This is a genomic window from Stenotrophomonas sp. CFBP8980, from assembly GCF_034046095.1.
Lineage (GTDB): Bacteria > Pseudomonadota > Gammaproteobacteria > Xanthomonadales > Xanthomonadaceae > Stenotrophomonas > Stenotrophomonas lacuserhaii.
This window is the reverse complement of sequence record NZ_JAXCXF010000005.1, coordinates 257,090-275,445: the sequence shown is the minus strand read 5'-3', so window position 1 is coordinate 275,445 and position 18,356 is coordinate 257,090. Positions and strand designations below refer to the sequence as shown.

Here is an 18,356-nt window from a genome sequence, read left to right as displayed (position 1 = left end):
CAGCGCCCGGCGGTGGTCGCTCGTTATACTAGCGCACCCCTCCGCCCGGCCAAGAAACGACCGCATGTCAGCGACCCCGACCGTTCCGATCACCTTCCAGGGCCTGATCCAGACCCTGAACCAGTTCTGGGCGCAGCAGGGCTGCGTGCTGATCCAGCCGCTCGACCTGGAAGTGGGCGCCGGCACGTTCCACCCGGCGACCTTCCTGCGCGCGATCGGCCCGGAGACCTGGAATGCCGCCTACGTGCAGCCTTCGCGGCGCCCCACCGATGGCCGCTATGGCGAGAACCCGAACCGCCTGCAGCGCTACTACCAGTACCAGGTAGCGATGAAGCCGGCGCCGGACAACATCCAGCAGCTGTACCTGGATTCGCTCAAGGCGCTGGGCATCGATCCGCTGGTGCATGACCTGCGCTTTGTCGAAGACAACTGGGAATCGCCGACCCTCGGCGCCTGGGGCCTGGGCTGGGAAGTCTGGCTCAACGGCATGGAAGTGACCCAGTTCACCTACTTCCAGCAGGCCGGTGGCCTGGAGTGCCGGCCGGTGCTGGGCGAGATCACCTATGGTCTCGAACGCCTGTGCATGTACCTGCAGAACTGCGACAACGTCTACGACCTGGTGTGGACCTACGGTCCGGACGGCACCCCGGTGACCTACGGCGATGTCTACCACCAGAACGAAGTGGAGCAGAGCACCTACAACTTCGAACACGCCGACGTGGAAGAGATGTTCCACCGCTTCGACGCGTGCGAACGCGAAGCGAAGAAGCTGGTCGAACTGGGACTGCCGCTGCCGGCGTATGAGCAGGTGACCAAGGCCAGCCACGCCTTCAACCTGCTCGATGCGCGCCGTGCGATCAGCGTGACCGAGCGCCAGCGTTACATCCTGCGCGTGCGCGCGCTGGCCCAGGGCGTGGCCCAGGCGTACTACGAACAGCGCGAGAAGCTGGGCTTCCCCGGTGCCAAAGCGCAGGCCTGAGTCCCGCACCTTCCCGAACCACCGGGCGCCGGCCGCCTCGCGCGCTGCGCCCCCAACTGGATTGAACCGATGAGCCACCTGTCTCCCCTGCTGATCGAACTGGGCACCGAAGAGCTGCCGGTCAAGGCGCTGCCGGGCCTGTCCCAGGCGTTCTTCGACGGCATCGTCGAGGGCCTGCGCAAGCGCGGCGTCGAACTGGACCTGGGCGATGCGCGCCCGCTGTCCACGCCACGCCGCCTTGCTGTGCTGTTGCCGGGCGTGGGCACCGAACAGCCCGAACAGCACAGCGAAGTGCTGGGCCCGTACCTGAACATCGCACTGGATGCCGACGGCCAGCCGACCAAGGCGCTGCAGGGCTTCGCGGCCAAGGCCGGGATCGACTGGAGCGCGCTGGAAAAAACCAGTGACGCCAAGGGCGAGCGCTTCGTGCACCGTGCGGTGAAGCCGGGTGCGCGCACCGCCGACCTGCTGCCGGAGGTGCTGCGCGAAGCCATCGCCGGCATGCCGATCCCCAAGCCGATGCGCTGGGGTGACCATGCGTGGGGCTTCGCCCGTCCGGTGCATTGGCTGGTGCTGCTGCATGGCCCGGACATCGTCGATGCCGAGCTGTTCGGCCTGAAGGCCGACCGCATGAGCCGTGGTCACCGTTTCCACCACGACAAGACCGTGTGGCTGACCCAACCGCAGGACTACATCGAATCGCTGCGTTCGGCGTTCGTGCTGGTCGATCCGCAGGAACGCCGCGAACGCATCGCAGCGCAGGTGCAGGCCGCCGCTGCGGAAGCGGGTGGCAGTGCGCGCATCACCGAGGACAACCTCGGCCAGGTGGTCAACCTGGTGGAGTGGCCGTCGGCGGTGCTGTGCAGCTTCGAACGCGCCTTCCTGGCGGTACCGCAGGAAGCGCTGATCGAGACGATGGAGATCAACCAGAAATTCTTCCCGGTGCTGGATGACGGCGGCAAGCTGACCGAGAAATTCATCGGCATCGCCAACATCGAATCCAGGGATGTGGCGGAAGTCGCCAAGGGCTACGAGCGGGTGATCCGTCCGCGCTTCGCTGATGCCAAGTTCTTCTTCGACGAAGACCTCAAGCAGGGGCTGGAGTCGATGGGCGATGGCCTGAAGACCGTGACCTACCAGGCCAAGCTGGGCAGCGTGGCCGACAAGGTCGCTCGCGTGGTCGCGCTGGCCGATGCCATCGCCCCGCAGGTCGGTGCCGATCCTGTGCTGGCGCGGCGTGCCGCGCAGCTGGCCAAGAACGACCTGCAGTCGCGCATGGTCAATGAATTCCCCGAACTGCAGGGTATCGCCGGCCGCCATTACGCGCTGACCGGGGGCGAGTCGCCGGAGGTCGCGCTGGCCATCGACGAGTCCTACCAGCCGCGTTTCGGCGGTGACGATATCGCGCTGTCGTCGCTGGGCAAGGTGCTGGCGATCGCCGAGCGCCTGGACACCCTCGCCGGTGGCTTTGCCGCAGGCCTCAAGCCGACCGGCAACAAGGATCCCTTCGCGCTGCGCCGCAACGCGCTGGGCCTGGCGCGTACGGTCATCGAAAGCGGCTTCGAACTGGACCTGCGCGCGCTGCTGGCGCAGGCCAACACGGCGCTCGCACCGCGCAACGTGCAGGCCGACGTGGCCGAACTGTACGACTTCATCATCGAACGCCTGCGCGGCTATTACGCCGACAAGGGCGTTCCGGCGTCGCAGTTCAACGCGGTGGCCGAACTGAAGCCCGCATCGCTGTATGACTTCGACCGACGTATTGACGCAATCCGCACGTTTGCAGCCTTGCCGGAAGCGCCGGCACTGGCGGCGGCGAACAAGCGCATCGGCAACATCCTGCGCAAGGCCGACATCGCCATCCCGGGCCAGATCGACCCGTCGCTGCTGCGGGAAGAGGCCGAGCGCGCGCTCGCCGAAGCCGTTGCCGCGGCCATCGACGATACCGGCGCCAGCCTGCATCAGAAAGACTACGTCAGTGTGCTGGAACGGCTGGCGCGCCTGCGGCCGCAGGTGGACGCGTTCTTCGACCAGGTGATGGTCAACGACGAGGATCCGGCCGTGCGCGCTAACCGGCTTGCGCTGCTGAAGCGGCTGTCCGACCGCTTCGACGCGGTGGCCTCGCTGGCACAGATGTAACACCCGGGGAGTCGGGGCCGGCCGCCTGCCGCCCCGTTGAGCGACCCGCAGGCAAAAGCGCAATTCGGCTCATAGCCCTCTGCGGCATGACGCAACACCATGTGCGTCATGTCGTACACCCCTCTTCCCCAGTCGCCGACGGCGCATCCGACCACCCTGTCGTGCGTGGTTCCCCGCACGGAATCGGTGTTTCTGGTCGCCGACCACCACGTGGCGGAGGTCGACCTGGGCGCGGCACGCGACTACGACGGCAACTCCCGCTTCACGATCGAACCCGGTGGCGTCCGCCTGCTGGCAGGCGGCGAGCGCCAGCTGAAACTGCTGGGACGCCATGTCCGGGTGCTGGCGGTGCCGGACAGCATGCCGCGCCTGCTTGCGTTCCACGATCACGCCAAAGGCCTGCAGCGCAGCGTGGAAGGCGATCGCCGCACGGCGGCGCTGCTGCCGGTCACCGGCGCGCTCGATCACCCGAACGCACCGCAGCACTGGCTGATGAACGAGCTGCTGGATGACACACCGGCCTTCCAGGCCGTGGCCGCGCGCTGGGCACGGCGTGAGGTCTACCAGCTGGTGCGGTTCGTGCTGGAAAGTCCGGACCAGGGCGTCCAGAAGCTTGCTGATCGCTACGGCCTGTCCGTCGCCCAGTTCCGCCGCATCGGCCGGCGCGCCTTCGGCCGCTCGCTGAAGGAACAGCTGCGCCTGCTGCGCGCAGGGCGGGTGCTGCATCGCTATGCCGAAACCGGAGCGACCTTCACCCGGCTGTCGTCGGATTTCGGCTTTTCCTCGCCTTCGCACTTCTGCAGTGAAATCAAATCGCTGCTCGGCAGGTCGCCCAGTTCCATCTATCAATCAGTCCATTCACTGTGAAAACCGTGCGCTACACCGTCTGTCTGTTCGTCGTGCTGCTGGCCGGCACCTTTCCCGCACCGTCGCATGCCCAAGAGGCGGGCGGCGACGATGTGCCGCTTGAAAACACCGCGATCCGCCATCGCGGCGAACTGTCCGCCGACGCCACCTTCGTATCCCGTGGCGACGGGGTATCGCTGCTGCTGCAGTCGGTGGCCGCGCAGATGAAACTGCCGGTCATCGTCAGCACCAAAGCGCAGAAGAAGCGTGTCCAGGGCAGCTTTTCGCTGCGTGAACCGCAGGCGGTACTCGACCAGGTCGCCCGCGATGTCGGACTGATCTGGTACAGCGACGGCCAGACGCTTTACGTGCATGACGCCAGTGAAACCCGCAATGCCATCGGCCACATGCAGCATGCCTCGATCGCGGTGCTGGAAGACTTCCTGCGCCGCACGCGCCTTGCCGATCCGCGGCATGCGCTGCGGGGGGGCAGCGGTGCGGGAACCTTCTACGTGTCCGGATCGCCGGTCTATGTCGACATCGTGCTGAATGCGGCCCGCTACCTGGATGAACTGTACCGCGGCGCCGATGCACGCGCCGAGCACGTGGAGGTCATCGCCCTGCGCAATAGCTTCGCGCAGGGCCGGCGCTATGGCATGCGGTCCTGGGAAACCACCCTGCCCGGCATGGCGGAAACACTGGCCAGTGTGCTTGCGGACTCAGGCGTCAGTGACATCATCGTGCGCAGGCCGCCGAACGAGGCCAGCGCGGAAGATCCCAGCCAGGAGAGTGCCGTTGCGGCGCGGCAGGGCCAGCCGCTGGCACGCCGTGAAAGCGGTATACCGGCTGCCTCGGAAGCCTCCACGCGTACGGTCGTGGTGGCCTACCCCGAAACCAACAGCCTGATCGTGCGAGGCACGCTGTCGGGCATCCAGAAAGTGAAACAGCTGGTGGCGGAGCTTGATCTGCCGCGCAAGCAGGTCGAACTGTCGTTGTGGATCATCGATGTGCAGAAGAAGCAGCTGGACGGCCTGGGGGTGAAATGGAGCGGTCAGGTGGGCATCAGTGGCCGCCTCGGCGTGGGCTTCAACGGCTCCACCTCCACCCTGGATGGTGAGCGCTTCCTGGCCTCGGTCACTGCGCTGTCCGAGCGCGGCCACGCCAGCGTGGTATCGCGCCCGGTGCTGCTTACCCAGGAAAACGTGCTGGCCCATTTCGACAGCAACAGCACCTTCTATGCGCGGCTGCAGGCAGAGCGCGCGGCGTCACTTGAAGCGGTGACCTACGGCACGATGATCAGCGTGCTGCCACGCGTCTCCGCCGACGAAGAAGTGGAGATGCAGCTGAAGATCGAAGATGGAACCGACAGCGGCAGTGAAGTGGAAGGGTTGCCGGTGATCAACCGCACCACCATCGATACCGTCGCCCGCGTGCCGCATCAGCTCAGCCTGCTGGTGGGCGGTTACACCCGCCACGAACAGGCACGCAACCGTGCGGCCATTCCCGGGCTGGGGCGCATCCCGTGGCTGGGCCATGCCTTTCGCCACCGTAGCAACCGTCGACAGGAACTGGTGCGTGTCTTCCTCATCCAGCCCCGCGTACGCACGCCGGCGGATCTGCTGCCTGGCGCAGGCTTCAACCGTATGAAAGACCTTCAGCTGCCCATGCCGGAACATTTCCAGCGCGTCCGCGAAAGCGTGCGGGAGGCGTTGAATGGCACACATTGACGTAGCCGCCGCACGGCTTTCCGTGCCGGTCCAGCGCCCTCGCACCGCACCGGTTGCCCAGCCCGTGCCCGAAGACGAGCCTGCATCCTCGACCTCCGCCATGCGGCGGACGAATTCGCAGCAGGGCTTGTTGAACCAGGCGCTGACCATGAGTGACGACCTTTCCGCTCTGGTATCGAGCCTGCGCCGCAACCGCTCGCGGGATGCCGACGAGTCTCCCTTCAACGCCCATGCCTGGCTGGAACAGGTGCTCGACCCGAAAGGCCCGGAAAAGCTGTCCGCCCTGCGCCTGCAGCTGCAGCAGTTTCCGCCTGCCGACGTGGAGCAGCTGCGGAACCTGCTCGGCGCGCTGTTCGCCGATCCCAGCGATGCAGTGGCCGCGTTGCGTGCACTGCGCTCCGGGGCGGAGCTGGAGGAGCTCGCAGAGATCCTTGACGAACTGGAACAGGAGTTTCTCGGCGGCAGCAGCGGCAAGGCAGTGCGCGCGGGCCTCAACGTCGCGTTGAAGGCGCGCCTGCATTCCAGGCTGCTGGACGCGACACCTGCCCAGCTCCGACAGACCTACCGCGATTTCCTCGGCGACGGCGAACCGCTGACCAGCTATGAAGAATGGATCGCCCTGTACGGCTTCGAATCCCGCACCCGGGTGGTCGACTTCATCGAACATGCCATGGGGGCGGACATGTATGCGCTCGACCCCTCCTGCAGCCGCCTGGAGTTCGGCTACCTGCTGCAGCGCGTGCGGCAGCTCACCATGCTGCGTTCGGCCGATTACCTGCTGCTGGCGTGCTGTTGGGAAGCCTCCGTGATGATCCGCATCGGCGTCACCCAATCGGCGCTGCTGTCGGCCCTGTTCGCGATGATCCGGCGGGGGGGAGGGCTGCAGGAGCTGTTCGACGGCGTGTTCGGGCAGGTGGCATGTGCCCTGCAGACCAAGGAAAAATCCCGCTTCGCCGCCAACATGCGGCGCTTCCTGAAGGCGGTGCCGCATGGCCTGTGGAGCGATCCCGGGCAACATGTCCGCGCGCTGGACGAGGTCGAGGGCTTGCTCGAAGCCGCGTTGAGGCAGGAACAGCAGCAAGCGGCTGCAGGCCGCTGGGTGGCGGTCTGATGTCCGCCAATGCACCCGCCGCCGGCGGGCTGGGTCAGGTGGCGCGTACGTTGCTGCGTCCGGAACTGGCTTTGGTCGTGCTGATGGCGGTCATCATCGGCATGCTGATCGTGCCGCTGCCGACCTTCCTGGTCGACCTGCTGATCGCCGTCAACCTGCTGATTGCGATCGTCATTTTCCTCAGTTCGTTCTACGTCGAACGCATCCTGAACTTCTCCACGTTCCCATCGGTGCTGCTGTTCACCACGCTGATGCGGCTGGCGCTGTCGGTCAGCACCAGCCGGCTGATCCTGGTGGACGCCGATGCGGGGCATATCGTGGCCGCATTCGGCGAGTTCGTGGTTGCAGACAATCTGGTCGTCGGTTTCGTCATCTTCGCGATCGTCACCATCGTGCAGTTCATTGTCATCACCAAGGGCTCCGAGCGGATCGGTGAGGTGGTGGCGCGCTTCTCACTGGACGGCATGCCAGGCAAACAGATGGGCATCGACGCGGACCTGCGCGCCGAATCCATCGATGCGGCCGGCGCCAAGCTGCGCCGCCGCGAAGTGGAGAAGGAGAGCCAGCTATACGGCTCGTACGACGGCGCGATGAAGTTCGTCAAGGGCGACGCCATCGCAGGCATCGTGATCGTGTTCGTCAACCTGTTCGGCGGCATCGCCGTCGGTATGCTGCAGCACGGAATGGGCTTCCAGCAGGCGTTGAGCGTGTTCACGCTGCTCACCATCGGTGATGGTCTGGTCGCGCAGATTCCGGCGCTGCTCATCTGCATCAGTGCCGGTTTCATCGTGACCCGCGTAGGGGGCGATGAAGGCAACCTGGGTTCGAGCATCATCAAGGAGCTTTTCAGCAGCCAGAAAGTGCTGTTCATCGCCGGCACGCTTGTCCTGCTCCTGGGCCTGCTGCCTGGATTCCCCTTGCCGGTGTTCTTCGTGCTGGCGGCCGGCCTGTTCGCGCTGGCAGCGTGGCGGCTGCGCGCCGATGGCGCTGAATCACAGCGCAGCGGCAGCGGCATCGCGCAGGCAATCGGGCACAGCGGCAAGCCGGACGCATCGGGCGGGCAGGGACAGCTGACCCACGATGGCAAGCAGGTCAACGAGACAGTCCCGCTGCTGCTGCTGGTACCGCCGGCGCACCATGCCAAATGGCACGCGGCCGGGCTGGAGCGCCAGCTTCGCGCGGAACTGCACCTGCGTGCGGGCATGCAGCTGCCGCCCATGCTGCTGCGCAAGCACGAAGCCGGCGCGCACCGGATCATGGTGATGATCAATGAGATCCCCGCTGCCAGCACGGAGATCGTCCTCGACCACGTCCGCGTGCTCGCCGACAGCGATGAGCTTGCGATGCTTGACGGTGCCATCGCGCTGCCCGGCGACAACGGCGCACCAACGCGGTGCTGGATGCCCGCCAGCATGCAGGAACAGCTGCAGGCGATGGGCATGGGCACCCGCAGCGATGAGGAAGAACTGCACCAGCTGGTACACGATGCACTGATGCGCAACATCGGCGAACTGTTCGGTATCCAGGAAACCAAGTACCTGCTGGACGAAACCGAAAAACGGTTCCCCGAGTTGCTCAAGGAAGTCCACCGCCACATTCCCGTACAGCGCGTCGCCGAAGTGCTGCAGCGCCTGCAGCGTGAGGGCGTCTCCATCCGCAACATGAAGATCATCCTGGAAACGTTGGCGCAGTGGGGCCAGCGTGAGAAGGACGTCATCCTGCTGGTGGAGCACGTGCGCACCGGTTTGGCGCGCTATATCTCTTCCCAGCACGCGCGGAATGATCGCATCGCGGCGGTCCTGCTGGCGCCGGATACCGAACACCTGGTCCGTTCGGGCATACGCCAGAGCCAGGGCGCGGCCTTCCTGAATCTTGACCCGACACAGGCGGAGCAGCTGCTCGACCGCCTCGTCATCGTCATGGAGCCGCTGCTGGCCAGCCGCCCGGAAGCGGTGCTGCTGGTCGCGCCGGACGTGCGCCGGTTCGTCAAACGGTTCGTCGAGAACAAGCTGCCCGGTCTCGCGGTTCTCTCGTTCTCGGAGATATCCGATGCCATCTCCCTTGATGTCGTGAAATCACTATGACCCTCAAAGAAACACTCTGCCAGGCACTCGAACAACTCGGTGCCAACTCCAGCGACTACGAGTTCGATGACCATTCGACGATCGTCATGTCATTCGACGATGTGGGGGATATCTACCTCGACCCACGCGATGGCGAACAGGTCTGGCTGTGGGGCTCGATTGAAGAAATCGGTGAACAGGCGCGCAGCGTGCTGGCCGAGCCGCTGCTGGGCGAGGTCATCCGGCCCGTCGCCCATTGGGATGCCGGGGCCATGGTGCTGCGTGAGGACGGCCGCGTCGGCGGCATGCTGCAATCCGAATACGCGCGCGATCCCTCGCGGTTGGCCGAGGCGCTGCAGGATTTCCATCAGTGCCTGGCCCGGATGCAGGCCATTCGATGACGTACCCACGGTCTCTCTGGCGGCCTGCCGCGCACCCGACGACCATCATCGGTTCGATGATGCGGGCGCCGCTGCCCCACGTGGCCATCGGCGATGTGTGCCGGCTGCAGGCCGCCTCGCACGATGACACGCCTGCCGGGTCCGGCACGGTCGTCGCAGTGGAGCATGGCCTGGCATCGATCGGACTGCTTCGGGACAGTACCGGTCTTTCATCGCAGTGCCTGGTCCTGCCCACTGGCCATGGCCCCCTGGTGGCCATATCCGAGGGGCTGCTGGGCAGCGTGATCGATGGACAGGGCAATGAAGTGGAACGTCTCGCGCCCGCGATCGTCTCGCATACCGAGATGAGGCGCACCGATGGACGCGGCGTGGAGTATCACCAGCGTCGCGCGATCGAGTCGCCACTGTGCACGGGGATACGCGCGGTGGACGGTCTGCTGACCTGTGGCGAAGGCCAGCGCGTCGGCATCTTCGCCGGGGCCGGCGCGGGCAAGACCACGCTCGCTGAAATGCTGCTGGACAATGCCGACGTCGATGTCAGCGTTATCGCGCTGGTGGGCGAGCGTGGCCGGGAAGTCGCTTCGCTGGTGGAGCGCTTCCGCCATTCCGAACGCGCCGGACGCACCGTAATCGTGCAGGCAACCTCGGACACCGCACCTGCACTACGCAGCCAGGCGCCGTTGATCGCCACCACCATCGCCGAGTACTTCCGCGACCAGGGCCGGCGCGTGCTGCTGGTAATGGATTCGGTGACCCGTTACGCGCGTGCGTTGCGCGAACTGGCGCTGGGCGCCGGCGAGCCTCCCGCTCGCCGTGGATTTCCCGCGTCTGTGTTCGAAGCACTTCCCCGCCTGCTGGAACGCAGTGGGCGTACTGACTCCGGTTGCATCACCGCCTTCTATACCGTCCTGCTGGAAGACGAGCAGGACGCTGATCCCATCGGCGAAGAGGTGAAGTCGCTGCTGGATGGACACCTCTACCTCAGCAGCAAGCTGGCCGGGCGCGGCCACCTGCCCGCCCTGGATGTGCTGCGCAGCGGAAGCCGCCTTTTCGGCTCCCTGACCAATGCGGCGCACCAGCAGGCGGCGGCGCGCATACGCGGTCTGTTGGGCACGCTTGAGGACCTGCAGCTGATGCGTGACCTCGGCGAATACACGCCCGGGGTCAGCGCGGCCTATGACAAAGCAATAGCGAGTGAAGCGGCACTGATGGCCTTCCTGCGCCAAGGGCAGCACGAACGGGCCGAGCTTCCGCACACGCTGGAGGCCTTGCATGGACTTTCGCGTTGACGCCCGGGGCCCGCGGCTGGTCCAGCTGAAGAAGGCGCAACGGCAGCTCTCGCTGCTGTCGGCACAGGCGCAGCACGCCGCGGCGAGCGCGCGGCGCGAAGAGGCCGATGCGCTGCGCAACGCCGCCGAACAGGCATTGCACCGCGCGATCCTGCAGCCGGAATCCGGCCTCAGCCGCAGCGCCCTGTTCGACCGCCTGCGGGTGCTCGCCGTCGCCCGCGCGCATGCGCTGGAAAGCGGGCATGCGGCCACCGACCTCGAGACCGATGCCGCGCGTTGCGATGCCGAGGAAGCCGGCCAGCGCCAGCGCGCCGCAGTGCAATACCGCAAGCAGAAGAAGATCGAGCACTGGCATGCCCACTACCGGCGGCAGGCCAGCCGGCTTCGCGAACTGCGCCTCCATACCCAACAGCTGGATGAAATCTCATGTCGTCGCCGCCCATCGCGCTGAACCCCGTGCACGCTGCCGAGCCTGCTGCTCCGGTCACCCCGGTGGTGCCGCTGCTGCGACGCGCACAGCAGGACCCCCGCCCGCCCCGGCCGGACAGGACGGAGGAGCTGGGGCCGCCGGATATGCCCGTCGATCCCGAGCCGGAATCCGAACCTGGGCAGTCGCAGGCGCTACCGACCACACTGGATGGCAATCCGTTCGCCACGGCCCCGCTTCACCCCGCAGCGCCGCAGGATCCGAGGCCGGGCGTGGGCCGCGGCGCGGCGAACCCGGCATTCCTCCGCAGCACCGGCGTGCATGCCCGGTCCGATGCGGCCGACGCGCCCGTGGGCGATCCCGTCCCGGTGCGGTCGCCACCCCGGCAGACCGCGCGGGTCGCATCGCCGCATGGCGCGGGCATCGTCGCGGCCGCGGGCGATCACAAAGCGGACGCCGCGCACCCGCTGCCCGCATCGGACCCCGCCCGCATCGCGGGCCCACCCCGCCAGGACCAGCCTGCTGATCCTCCCGCGCCCGCCCCGAACGCGGCGCACGTCCGCGACGGCGGCCACTCCGTGGCCGCGGCAGACGCGTTGCCGACCGGGGAACCGTCATTGCCCCAGGGCGACGATCCTCCACTCGTCGTGAGCGCAGGACGGAGGGCCCGCCACAACCGCGAGCAGGGCGCGCTGATACCGCAGCTTGCTGGACATGCGGGAGCGGCGACCGCCGCGAACCGGCCGCAGCCGCACGCGGCCCTCAACGCCGCGGGCACGCGCCCGGGAAGCCAACCGCCTGTCGCAGCGCGGACCGATGCACCGGGGGCCGATCTGCCGCCCGCCCCGGCGCAACGCATGGTGACGGTCAGCGTGCCGTTCAGCAGCTGGGGGCCGGGCCACCAGGCCACTGCAAGCTGGCTCCCCGGCGCATCGGGCAGTCTGCCGGCAGCGCCGGTGTTCCTGCGCGGCAGCAGCGAGAACGCGCAGCGGGCGCTCGGCGCCGCACTGGCCGCCGATGAAGGGATGACCTTGGGCCACCTGCAGGTCATCGCAGCAGATGCACCGGAAGACGGCACCGCTGAACGCAGGGCCGCCCGCCACCTGCCCGAGGACGAAGAATGAGTCCGCGCTTGCCGCTGCTGGCCGAGGTCGATCCTCAACAGCTCCGCGTCCTGACCCTGCTGCGTTGTCTCCGCCGCAGTGGCGTACACGCCGTGGCCAGCACGCCACCACCGGTAACCTGCCTGCGGTTCGAGCTGGGCACCGCCGATGGCGCGATGGTCTGCTGCGTGGACGCCAATGCGTGGGCAGCCGTGCACCTGCCCGGCCTTGTCGGCCTGGACTGGTCATCGATGGATCCGACCGTGCTGGCAGGCCTGACTGCGGTAGATCGCCCCCTGCAGTTCGCCGACGCCGTGCTGGATTACGGCCACGCCCGGGCATTACCCCCCACGACACCGCCCGCCGACGCTCCGGCGCTGGCCGCCGTGGCCGCCGCAGAAGGCGAGGTGTGGATCGAATCACGAACCGCCCCGTTGCCCCCTGCTCCGGGTGGGCCGGGACTACCCGCCGGGCTGCCGCTGCCGGTCCGCCTGCAGGTGGGCCACGCCTGCATGAGCCTGCAGCGTCTGCGCCGCCTGCGTGGGGGCGACATCGTCCTGCTGTCCGTTTCCGTAATGCGGGCGTGGCAGGGCCGCTACCCGTTGTTCGATTTCCACCTCCATCCGGACTCACTGATCGTGACCACCATGCATCTGCCCCTCACTCCTGATCCCGCCGCGACAGCCTCCGGCCTGCCTGCCGAACTCTCCGCGTCCGAAGCGCGCGGCCTGGACACATTGCCGCTGACCCTTGATGTGATCTTGTGCCGCCTCGACATGAGCCTGGGCGAGCTGGCCGCGCTGGAGGCGGGGAGCGTTGTCGCGTTGCCGGAACGCGCCAGCCAGCGCGTCGAACTCGTCCACAACGGACGGCGGCTTGCGGTGGGCGAGCTGGTGCAGGTGGGTGACCGCCTGGGGGTGAAGCTGGCGCAGGTGCCGGGAAGGGCATGAGCGTCGTGCAGATCAACAACGATGTGTCGTTGATCGCGATCCTTGCGGCCGCGTCCCTGCTGCCGTTCCTGGTCGCGGTGGGTACGTGCTACATCAAGTTCAGTGTGGTCTTCACCCTGATCCGCAACGCGCTCGGCCTGCAGCAGGTCCCCTCCAACATGGTCATCAACGCGTTGTCGCTGATCCTGGCGTTCTACGTCATGCATCCCATCGTCACCTCGGTGCAGGCCGCCTACCAGGAGCTCGGGCACCCGCTGACGACGGTGCAGGAAACCGCGGATTTCCTCGACAACAGCCTGGGCGAGTACCGCGCCTACCTGGCCCGCCACGCCGACCCGGAACTGCTGCGGTTCTTCGAACGCGCCCAGGTGACCGACGGCACCGACGTGCCTGCGGCAGACACCGCCGCGGAAGACCGCTCGCTGTTCGCGCTGCTGCCGGCCTATGCGTTGAGCGAACTGAAGGATGCCTTCCTTATGGGCTTCTATCTGTACCTGCCCTTCATCGTGGTCGATCTCATCGTGTCCAGCATCCTGCTCGCGCTGGGCATGATGATGATGAGTCCCGTCACCATCTCCGCCCCGATCAAGCTGATCCTGTTCGTGGTGCTGGACGGCTGGAGCCTGCTCTCGCAGGGGCTGGTGATGCAGTACATGGATGTGCCGGCATGAGGCGGGCGCAGCAGCCACGTGCCGGCCACCCAGGCAGCCACGGATGAACGAACTGATCACCATCGGTAACAAGACGCTGATGCTGGTGCTGCTGCTGTCGGCCGGGCCGGTCGCCGTGGCGACCGTGGTCGGGCTGCTCATCGGCCTGTTCCAGACCGTCACCCAGCTGCAGGAGCAGACCCTCCCCTTCGGTGCGAAGATGCTGGCGGTCGTGTTGACCGTGCTGGTCCTGCTGGGCTGGATGTCGCGCATGTTGATCGACTTCGGCATCCTGGTCTTCACCCGCGCGCTGGGCGTATAGCGCAGATGGGCCTCACCGCACTGAACACTGTGCTGATCGAATCGCTCGGTGAGTACGCAGTGCCTGCCACGCTTGGCATGGCCCGATTGCTGGCCTGCTTTGCCTGGCTGCCTTACCTCTCCAGCGGCGCGATTCATTCGCGCATGATGCGCGTCGTGCTGTCCCTGGTGGTGCTGATCGGGCTGTGGCCGGTTACCGAAACCGTGGAACGGCCAGCGGACATGACGGCGCTGGCGATGGCGGCGTTGCGCGAGGCCGTGGCCGGCACCGTCCTGGGGCTGATGCTCGCCTTGCCCTACCACGTCTTCCACGCGCTCGGCTCGATGATCGATACCCAGCGCGGCGCAGGCGTCGGCGCGATGCTTGATCCGCTTACGGGCGTGGAAGCGACGGAAATGGCCAACCTGCTTCAGATGATGAGTGCGGTCGTATTCCTCGTGGCCGGTGGGCTGGTGCCGCTGCTGGAAGCCATCCAGGGCAGCTACGCACTGCTGCCGATGGGCACGGGATTCCTGCCGGAGTCGTCCAGTATCCACAGCTTCGTGGATATCGTGCTTTCCTCGGCGATACGCATGGCGGCCCCGGTGCTGCTGCTGTTGCTGCTGGTGGAAATCCTGCTGGGCGTGGTGTCCCGGTTCGCCCAGCAGCTCAACGCGTTCTCGGTGTCGCTGGCGGTGAAATCGGTCCTGGCATTCGCGGCGATGGTCGTCTACCTGATGCTGGCCATGACCGAACAAGTGCCTGCGCTGTGGCGGCAGTATCCGGTGCTGCGCGCCCTCCTTCCCGGAGTGGGCGGATGAGTTCCGGCGCCAGCGAGAAAACCGAAAAACCGACCCCTCAGCGCCTGAAGAAGGAATCCCGGAAGGGGAAGTCGTTCAACAGCCGCGACCTGGTGGCCGCTGCCGTTCTGTGGGCGGGGCTGCCGGCGATCGTACTGCTGGGCTCGCTGATGCCGGTAGCGCATCTGTACATGGATATTGTGCGCGGTGGCTTCTCCATCACCCCCGCGGCGGCAGCGCTGGGCGCGCTGAAGGCGCTTCTGCTGGCGCTGGCCCCGGTGTTCCTGGCGTGTGTGGCCAGCGTAGTGCTGTGTTCGCTGTGGATGAGCGGGGGAATGATCGCGAGCGAGGCGATCCGCTTCGATCTGAACAAGCTGAACCCGATCAACGGGTTCAAGAACCTGTTCTCCGTGCGCGTGGTGAAGGACCTGCTGCGTACCGTGCTCTACATCGTGTGCTGCGCGTTGTTCGCGTGGTGGGCCATCGCGCTGTGGGGCCCGCAGCTGTTCAGTCAGATCCACGCCACCGACGCGCAGCTCGCTGCGCTATGGCAGCACGTGGCGTTGAGGTTCGCCCTGGGCTTGTTGGTGGCCTTGGCGCCGGTCTATCTGTTTACCGCCTGGCTGGACCACGTGCTCTTCATCCGCGAAATGAAGATGGAAAAGCATGAAGTCAAGCGCGAGCACAAGGAAAACGAAATAAAGCCGGAAGTAAAACAGCGTCGCCAACAGATCAGCGACGAGCTCTCCGCGCAGGTCCAGGCGGACACCCGCGGTTCAACGGTGGTGCTGGCCAACCCGACCCATATCGCGGTCGGCATCTTCCTGATGGACGATGACATGCCGATGCCCTTCGTTTCGGTACGCGAGCGCGGCGCGCGCGCGCGCAAGGTCATTGCGCTGGCCGAAGCCCACGGCGTGCCGGTGGTGCGCGACATCAAGCTGGCGCGGGCCATCTATTCCAGTACGCGGCGCTACCGCTTCGTCAACGATCGCAACATTGATGCGGTCATGGCCGTCGTGCGCTGGCTGCGCGACGTGGAACGCGCCGGCAAGCCGCCGGAGGACGGTGATGCAACGCCTGCCGAGCCCCCGCACTGACTCCTTCAACCAACCCACAACTGGAGCACCACATGACTATCGATGACGATCCGACCCGCCCCCCCGTGACCGCCGACGACCATGGAGAGGTAGCCCGGTTGATCCTGGAGGGGCTGCGGGAAGGCGCTACCCTGTCCGACCTCAAAGGCGTCAGCCGGGATACCCTGGAAGGGGTGTATGCGGTCGCACATCGCTACTACCAGAACGGCCAGCTGGAGGAAGCCGAGGCCTTCTTCCGCTTCCTGTGCCTGTACGACTTCTACAATGCGGACTATGCATTGGGCATGGGCGCGGTGCTGCACCTCAAGCGCGAGTATGAGAAAGCCATCGGCATGTACGCCGTCGCCCAGGCACTGGACGTGACCGACGACCGCGCAATGTTCCATGTCGGCCAGTGCCATCTTGCGCTGGGTCGGCTGCGCAAGGCGCGCGAATGCTTCGAGGCGGTTGCCGGCAGGGCGGCCGGAAGCGAGCTGGGCAGTCGGGCCGAGGCCTATCTGCAGGCGGTCAAAGGCCAGCCGGATGGAGCGCCTGAAGCCGGGGCGACCCCGCGGCAGGAAGGCTGAGCCGTCCTCTGTCATCCATCACGCATCGGCCGCGGCTGCATGGGGCGAACCCGGTGGGCAAGGACGGAAACTGAAAGTTGCCCTGCCAGGTGCTCGCGATACTGGCCGCACTGACATCCGCTGCCGCGCTTCTGCGGCGCCGACCCGCCCCACCAGGGCCCAACCGCACAAGGATTCTCCCATGAGCGATCTGCTCCTTGCCATGCCGGCTCATCGCACACCGCTGGTGTTGCGCACGACCGGCCATGAAAGCACCCTCCGCGCCGCTCAGGGGTTCGGCGTCCCGATCACCGAGGCACAACTGGCCAGGATCGAGGCGGACCTGTTCGCTGCATTTGAATCCGCCTCGCCGCAGGCCGATGGCCAAACGTTCAAGCCCAATGACCCGATGGCCCTGCGCCAACCGGACATGGCGCGCGTGCATCGTGCCGTGGGCGATGGTGCCCAGCGGCTGAGCCCCGAGGCGACGATGACCCTGCTGATGAGCACGCTGCAGGCCACCCTGGGCGACGCCAGCCTGCAATCGCTGCGGCAGCGGCTGGACATGCATCGCGTCCAGTTGAGCGCGCGTGTGGCGCACGGCGGCGCGCTGGCGGCCAGACTGCAGGCTGCGCTGGATGCGGCCGTGGCCGCCCAGGGCCTCGCCGATGCGGCGGCCGCCGAAGTGGGGGCGCAGGAAGGCGCTTTGAACGCGGCCAAGGAAGAAGTCCTGCGGCTGCGCGCCGAGCTGGAGGCGCTGGACCCGGATGATCCCGCCCATGCGGCCAAACAGGCCGAGCTGGGCTTGGCACAGGCTGCGCTGCAGCGGACCCAGAGCCGCCTGGAGGCCGCCGGGCGCGATCTCATCGAGGCCGCCAGCGCGCTGGACCAGGCACTGGGCGACCTGGACGCAGAGCAGGCCAAGGCGGACGCATTCAATGCCGGACAGCCACTGGGCGTGGACCCGGGACGGCAGAAGAAGCTGGACCCCACCAGCACCTTGCAGCTGATCATGGGAATGCTCAGCAGGTTGATGTCCGAGATGACCGATTCGGGGATGAAGGCGACGGCCGAGTTCACGATGACGTGGATCGAAATGCGCCGTGAGATAGAGCTGGAGAAGATCCGCAAGCACGAGGAAGAGGTGCAGCGGGCGCGCGATGCAGAGAAGAAAACCGGATGCGCCGGCAAGATCTTCGGCTGGATCGGTGCGGCGGTGGGTGCGATCGCCAGCATCGGCGCCATCGTGGTCGGCGCGCTGCATGGCAACGTCGCGCTGGTCGCCGCTGGGGTGATGGGCATGATGCTCACCGTGGACAGCATCGTAGGGATGACCACCGGATTCTCGGTCGTCGGCAAGACCATCGAAGGCCTCGGCAACGTGATCTCCAAGGCGCTGATCGCCTTTGGGGTGCCCGAAGACGTAGCCAAACAGATTGGTGCGATCACCGCCACCGTCGTGGTGATCGTGGCCATCGTGGCGGTGATGCTGGTGACCGGCAACATTGCCGCGGCAGGGCGCACGGCGGCCGGCGCCGTGGTTGCGGCGAAGGCGGCGGCCGATTCCGGTTTGACGGCGGCGCGCCTGGTTGAGCAGGGCAGCCGGATCCTGCAGTTCGTCGCGCAGGCCGCCGGTGCCATCGGACAGATCACCCAGAACGCCGGGCAGCTGGTGGTGGCCGGCATCATGCTGGAGGCCACCAAGCTGCTCGCGCAGATCCAGGAAAGCCTGTTCGGCAATGAAGTACTGCTGGACATGCTGCGCAAGCTCGGCGAGGCCGTCGCGCTGCAACACCGTACGGCGCTGGACCTGCTGGTGCGGATGACAGAGGTCGCCGACGACCGCGCTGAAACCGCCACGAGCATCGTTGCCCATATCCGCAGCCGCGCCTGAGTCTCTCGGCGGCGCTTCAACAGACAGGAAT

Annotated in this window: 17 protein-coding genes; all 17 read left to right on the top strand. The window is 66.7% G+C overall.

The features are described 5' to 3' along the window. Positions 1-64: 64 nt before the first annotated feature. The 17 genes from glyQ (at position 65) to sctE (ending at position 18,325) form a co-directional block, all read left to right on the top strand. A complete protein-coding gene (glyQ, locus tag SOM47_RS12950; protein WP_042612032.1) occupies positions 65-979 on the top strand; it encodes a glycine--tRNA ligase subunit alpha in 915 nt (304 codons plus the stop codon). 69 nt (positions 980-1,048) lie between these two features. Further along, on the top strand, positions 1,049-3,118 hold the full coding sequence (glyS, locus tag SOM47_RS12945; RefSeq protein WP_192084973.1) for a glycine--tRNA ligase subunit beta: 2,070 nt from the start codon (positions 1,049-1,051) through the stop codon (positions 3,116-3,118). 108 nt (positions 3,119-3,226) lie between these two features. Next, entirely contained in the window at positions 3,227-3,985 is a 759-nt protein-coding gene (locus SOM47_RS12940; RefSeq protein ID WP_161793537.1) for a helix-turn-helix domain-containing protein, read from the top strand. 5 nt (positions 3,986-3,990) lie between these two features. Further along, entirely contained in the window at positions 3,991-5,691 is a 1,701-nt protein-coding gene (sctC, locus tag SOM47_RS12935) for a type III secretion system outer membrane ring subunit SctC (RefSeq protein ID WP_152620515.1), read from the top strand. Then, the gene (gene sctW, locus SOM47_RS12930) at positions 5,678-6,802 is read left to right on the top strand and encodes a type III secretion system gatekeeper subunit SctW (protein ID WP_320505800.1); all 1,125 of its coding nucleotides are present in this window, start codon (positions 5,678-5,680) and stop codon (positions 6,800-6,802) included. Before sctC ends, sctW begins: the two co-directional genes overlap by 14 nt. Then, positions 6,802-8,886: an EscV/YscV/HrcV family type III secretion system export apparatus protein gene (locus SOM47_RS12925; RefSeq protein ID WP_042612030.1), complete on the top strand. Its 2,085-nt coding sequence runs from the start codon at positions 6,802-6,804 to the stop codon at positions 8,884-8,886. The genes sctW and SOM47_RS12925 overlap by 1 nt, the downstream gene beginning before the upstream one ends. Beyond that, positions 8,883-9,266: an InvB/SpaK family type III secretion system chaperone gene (locus tag SOM47_RS12920; RefSeq protein ID WP_042612029.1), complete on the top strand. Its 384-nt coding sequence runs from the start codon at positions 8,883-8,885 to the stop codon at positions 9,264-9,266. Before SOM47_RS12925 ends, SOM47_RS12920 begins: the two co-directional genes overlap by 4 nt. Beyond that, positions 9,263-10,555: a FliI/YscN family ATPase gene (locus tag SOM47_RS12915; RefSeq protein ID WP_042612028.1), complete on the top strand. Its 1,293-nt coding sequence runs from the start codon at positions 9,263-9,265 to the stop codon at positions 10,553-10,555. The genes SOM47_RS12920 and SOM47_RS12915 overlap by 4 nt, the downstream gene beginning before the upstream one ends. Further along, positions 10,539-11,006: a hypothetical protein gene (locus SOM47_RS12910; protein WP_042612027.1), complete on the top strand. Its 468-nt coding sequence runs from the start codon at positions 10,539-10,541 to the stop codon at positions 11,004-11,006. The genes SOM47_RS12915 and SOM47_RS12910 overlap by 17 nt, the downstream gene beginning before the upstream one ends. Then, entirely contained in the window at positions 10,982-12,106 is a 1,125-nt protein-coding gene (locus tag SOM47_RS12905; RefSeq protein ID WP_042612026.1) for a hypothetical protein, read from the top strand. The genes SOM47_RS12910 and SOM47_RS12905 overlap by 25 nt, the downstream gene beginning before the upstream one ends. Further along, the gene (locus SOM47_RS12900) at positions 12,103-13,035 is read left to right on the top strand and encodes a FliM/FliN family flagellar motor switch protein (protein ID WP_192084979.1); all 933 of its coding nucleotides are present in this window, start codon (positions 12,103-12,105) and stop codon (positions 13,033-13,035) included. Before SOM47_RS12905 ends, SOM47_RS12900 begins: the two co-directional genes overlap by 4 nt. Further along, the gene (locus SOM47_RS12895) at positions 13,032-13,706 is read left to right on the top strand and encodes an EscR/YscR/HrcR family type III secretion system export apparatus protein (protein ID WP_197974426.1); all 675 of its coding nucleotides are present in this window, start codon (positions 13,032-13,034) and stop codon (positions 13,704-13,706) included. The genes SOM47_RS12900 and SOM47_RS12895 overlap by 4 nt, the downstream gene beginning before the upstream one ends. Before the next feature lie 43 nt (positions 13,707-13,749). After that, positions 13,750-14,007 (top strand): type III secretion system export apparatus subunit SctS, encoded by a 258-nt coding sequence (sctS, locus tag SOM47_RS12890; RefSeq protein WP_042612024.1) that lies wholly within the window; start codon positions 13,750-13,752, stop codon positions 14,005-14,007. A 5-nt stretch (positions 14,008-14,012) separates the two neighbouring features. After that, on the top strand, positions 14,013-14,807 hold the full coding sequence (gene sctT, locus SOM47_RS12885) for a type III secretion system export apparatus subunit SctT (protein WP_052811731.1): 795 nt from the start codon (positions 14,013-14,015) through the stop codon (positions 14,805-14,807). Beyond that, a complete protein-coding gene (locus SOM47_RS12880; protein ID WP_042612023.1) occupies positions 14,804-15,886 on the top strand; it encodes an EscU/YscU/HrcU family type III secretion system export apparatus switch protein in 1,083 nt (360 codons plus the stop codon). Before sctT ends, SOM47_RS12880 begins: the two co-directional genes overlap by 4 nt. 32 nt (positions 15,887-15,918) lie before the next feature. Next, positions 15,919-16,452: a SycD/LcrH family type III secretion system chaperone gene (locus SOM47_RS12875; protein WP_042612022.1), complete on the top strand. Its 534-nt coding sequence runs from the start codon at positions 15,919-15,921 to the stop codon at positions 16,450-16,452. Positions 16,453-16,633: 181 nt separating this feature from the next. Continuing rightward, positions 16,634-18,325: a type III secretion system translocon subunit SseC family protein gene (gene sctE / locus SOM47_RS12870; protein WP_042612021.1), complete on the top strand. Its 1,692-nt coding sequence runs from the start codon at positions 16,634-16,636 to the stop codon at positions 18,323-18,325. Positions 18,326-18,356: the final 31 nt, after the last annotated feature.

Bases quoted from the DNA above. Each gene is read 5' to 3' on its own strand.
- SOM47_RS12875 (WP_042612022.1), top strand. From the start codon at position 15,919: ATGACTATCGATGACGATCCGACCCGCCCCCCCGTGACCGCCGACGAC.
- SOM47_RS12905 (WP_042612026.1), top strand. From the start codon at position 10,982: ATGTCGTCGCCGCCCATCGCGCTGAACCCCGTGCACGCTGCCGAGCCT.
- sctT (WP_052811731.1), top strand. From the start codon at position 14,013: ATGGGCCTCACCGCACTGAACACTGTGCTGATCGAATCGCTCGGTGAG.
- glyQ (WP_042612032.1), top strand. From the start codon at position 65: ATGTCAGCGACCCCGACCGTTCCGATCACCTTCCAGGGCCTGATCCAG.
- sctS (WP_042612024.1), top strand. From the start codon at position 13,750: ATGAACGAACTGATCACCATCGGTAACAAGACGCTGATGCTGGTGCTG.
- SOM47_RS12880 (WP_042612023.1), top strand. From the start codon at position 14,804: ATGAGTTCCGGCGCCAGCGAGAAAACCGAAAAACCGACCCCTCAGCGC.
- SOM47_RS12910 (WP_042612027.1), top strand. From the start codon at position 10,539: ATGGACTTTCGCGTTGACGCCCGGGGCCCGCGGCTGGTCCAGCTGAAG.
- SOM47_RS12900 (WP_192084979.1), top strand. From the start codon at position 12,103: ATGAGTCCGCGCTTGCCGCTGCTGGCCGAGGTCGATCCTCAACAGCTC.
- SOM47_RS12895 (WP_197974426.1), top strand. From the start codon at position 13,032: ATGAGCGTCGTGCAGATCAACAACGATGTGTCGTTGATCGCGATCCTT.
- SOM47_RS12940 (WP_161793537.1), top strand. From the start codon at position 3,227: ATGTCGTACACCCCTCTTCCCCAGTCGCCGACGGCGCATCCGACCACC.
- SOM47_RS12925 (WP_042612030.1), top strand. From the start codon at position 6,802: ATGTCCGCCAATGCACCCGCCGCCGGCGGGCTGGGTCAGGTGGCGCGT.
- glyS (WP_192084973.1), top strand. From the start codon at position 1,049: ATGAGCCACCTGTCTCCCCTGCTGATCGAACTGGGCACCGAAGAGCTG.
- sctW (WP_320505800.1), top strand. From the start codon at position 5,678: ATGGCACACATTGACGTAGCCGCCGCACGGCTTTCCGTGCCGGTCCAG.
- sctE (WP_042612021.1), top strand. From the start codon at position 16,634: ATGAGCGATCTGCTCCTTGCCATGCCGGCTCATCGCACACCGCTGGTG.
- SOM47_RS12920 (WP_042612029.1), top strand. From the start codon at position 8,883: ATGACCCTCAAAGAAACACTCTGCCAGGCACTCGAACAACTCGGTGCC.
- SOM47_RS12915 (WP_042612028.1), top strand. From the start codon at position 9,263: ATGACGTACCCACGGTCTCTCTGGCGGCCTGCCGCGCACCCGACGACC.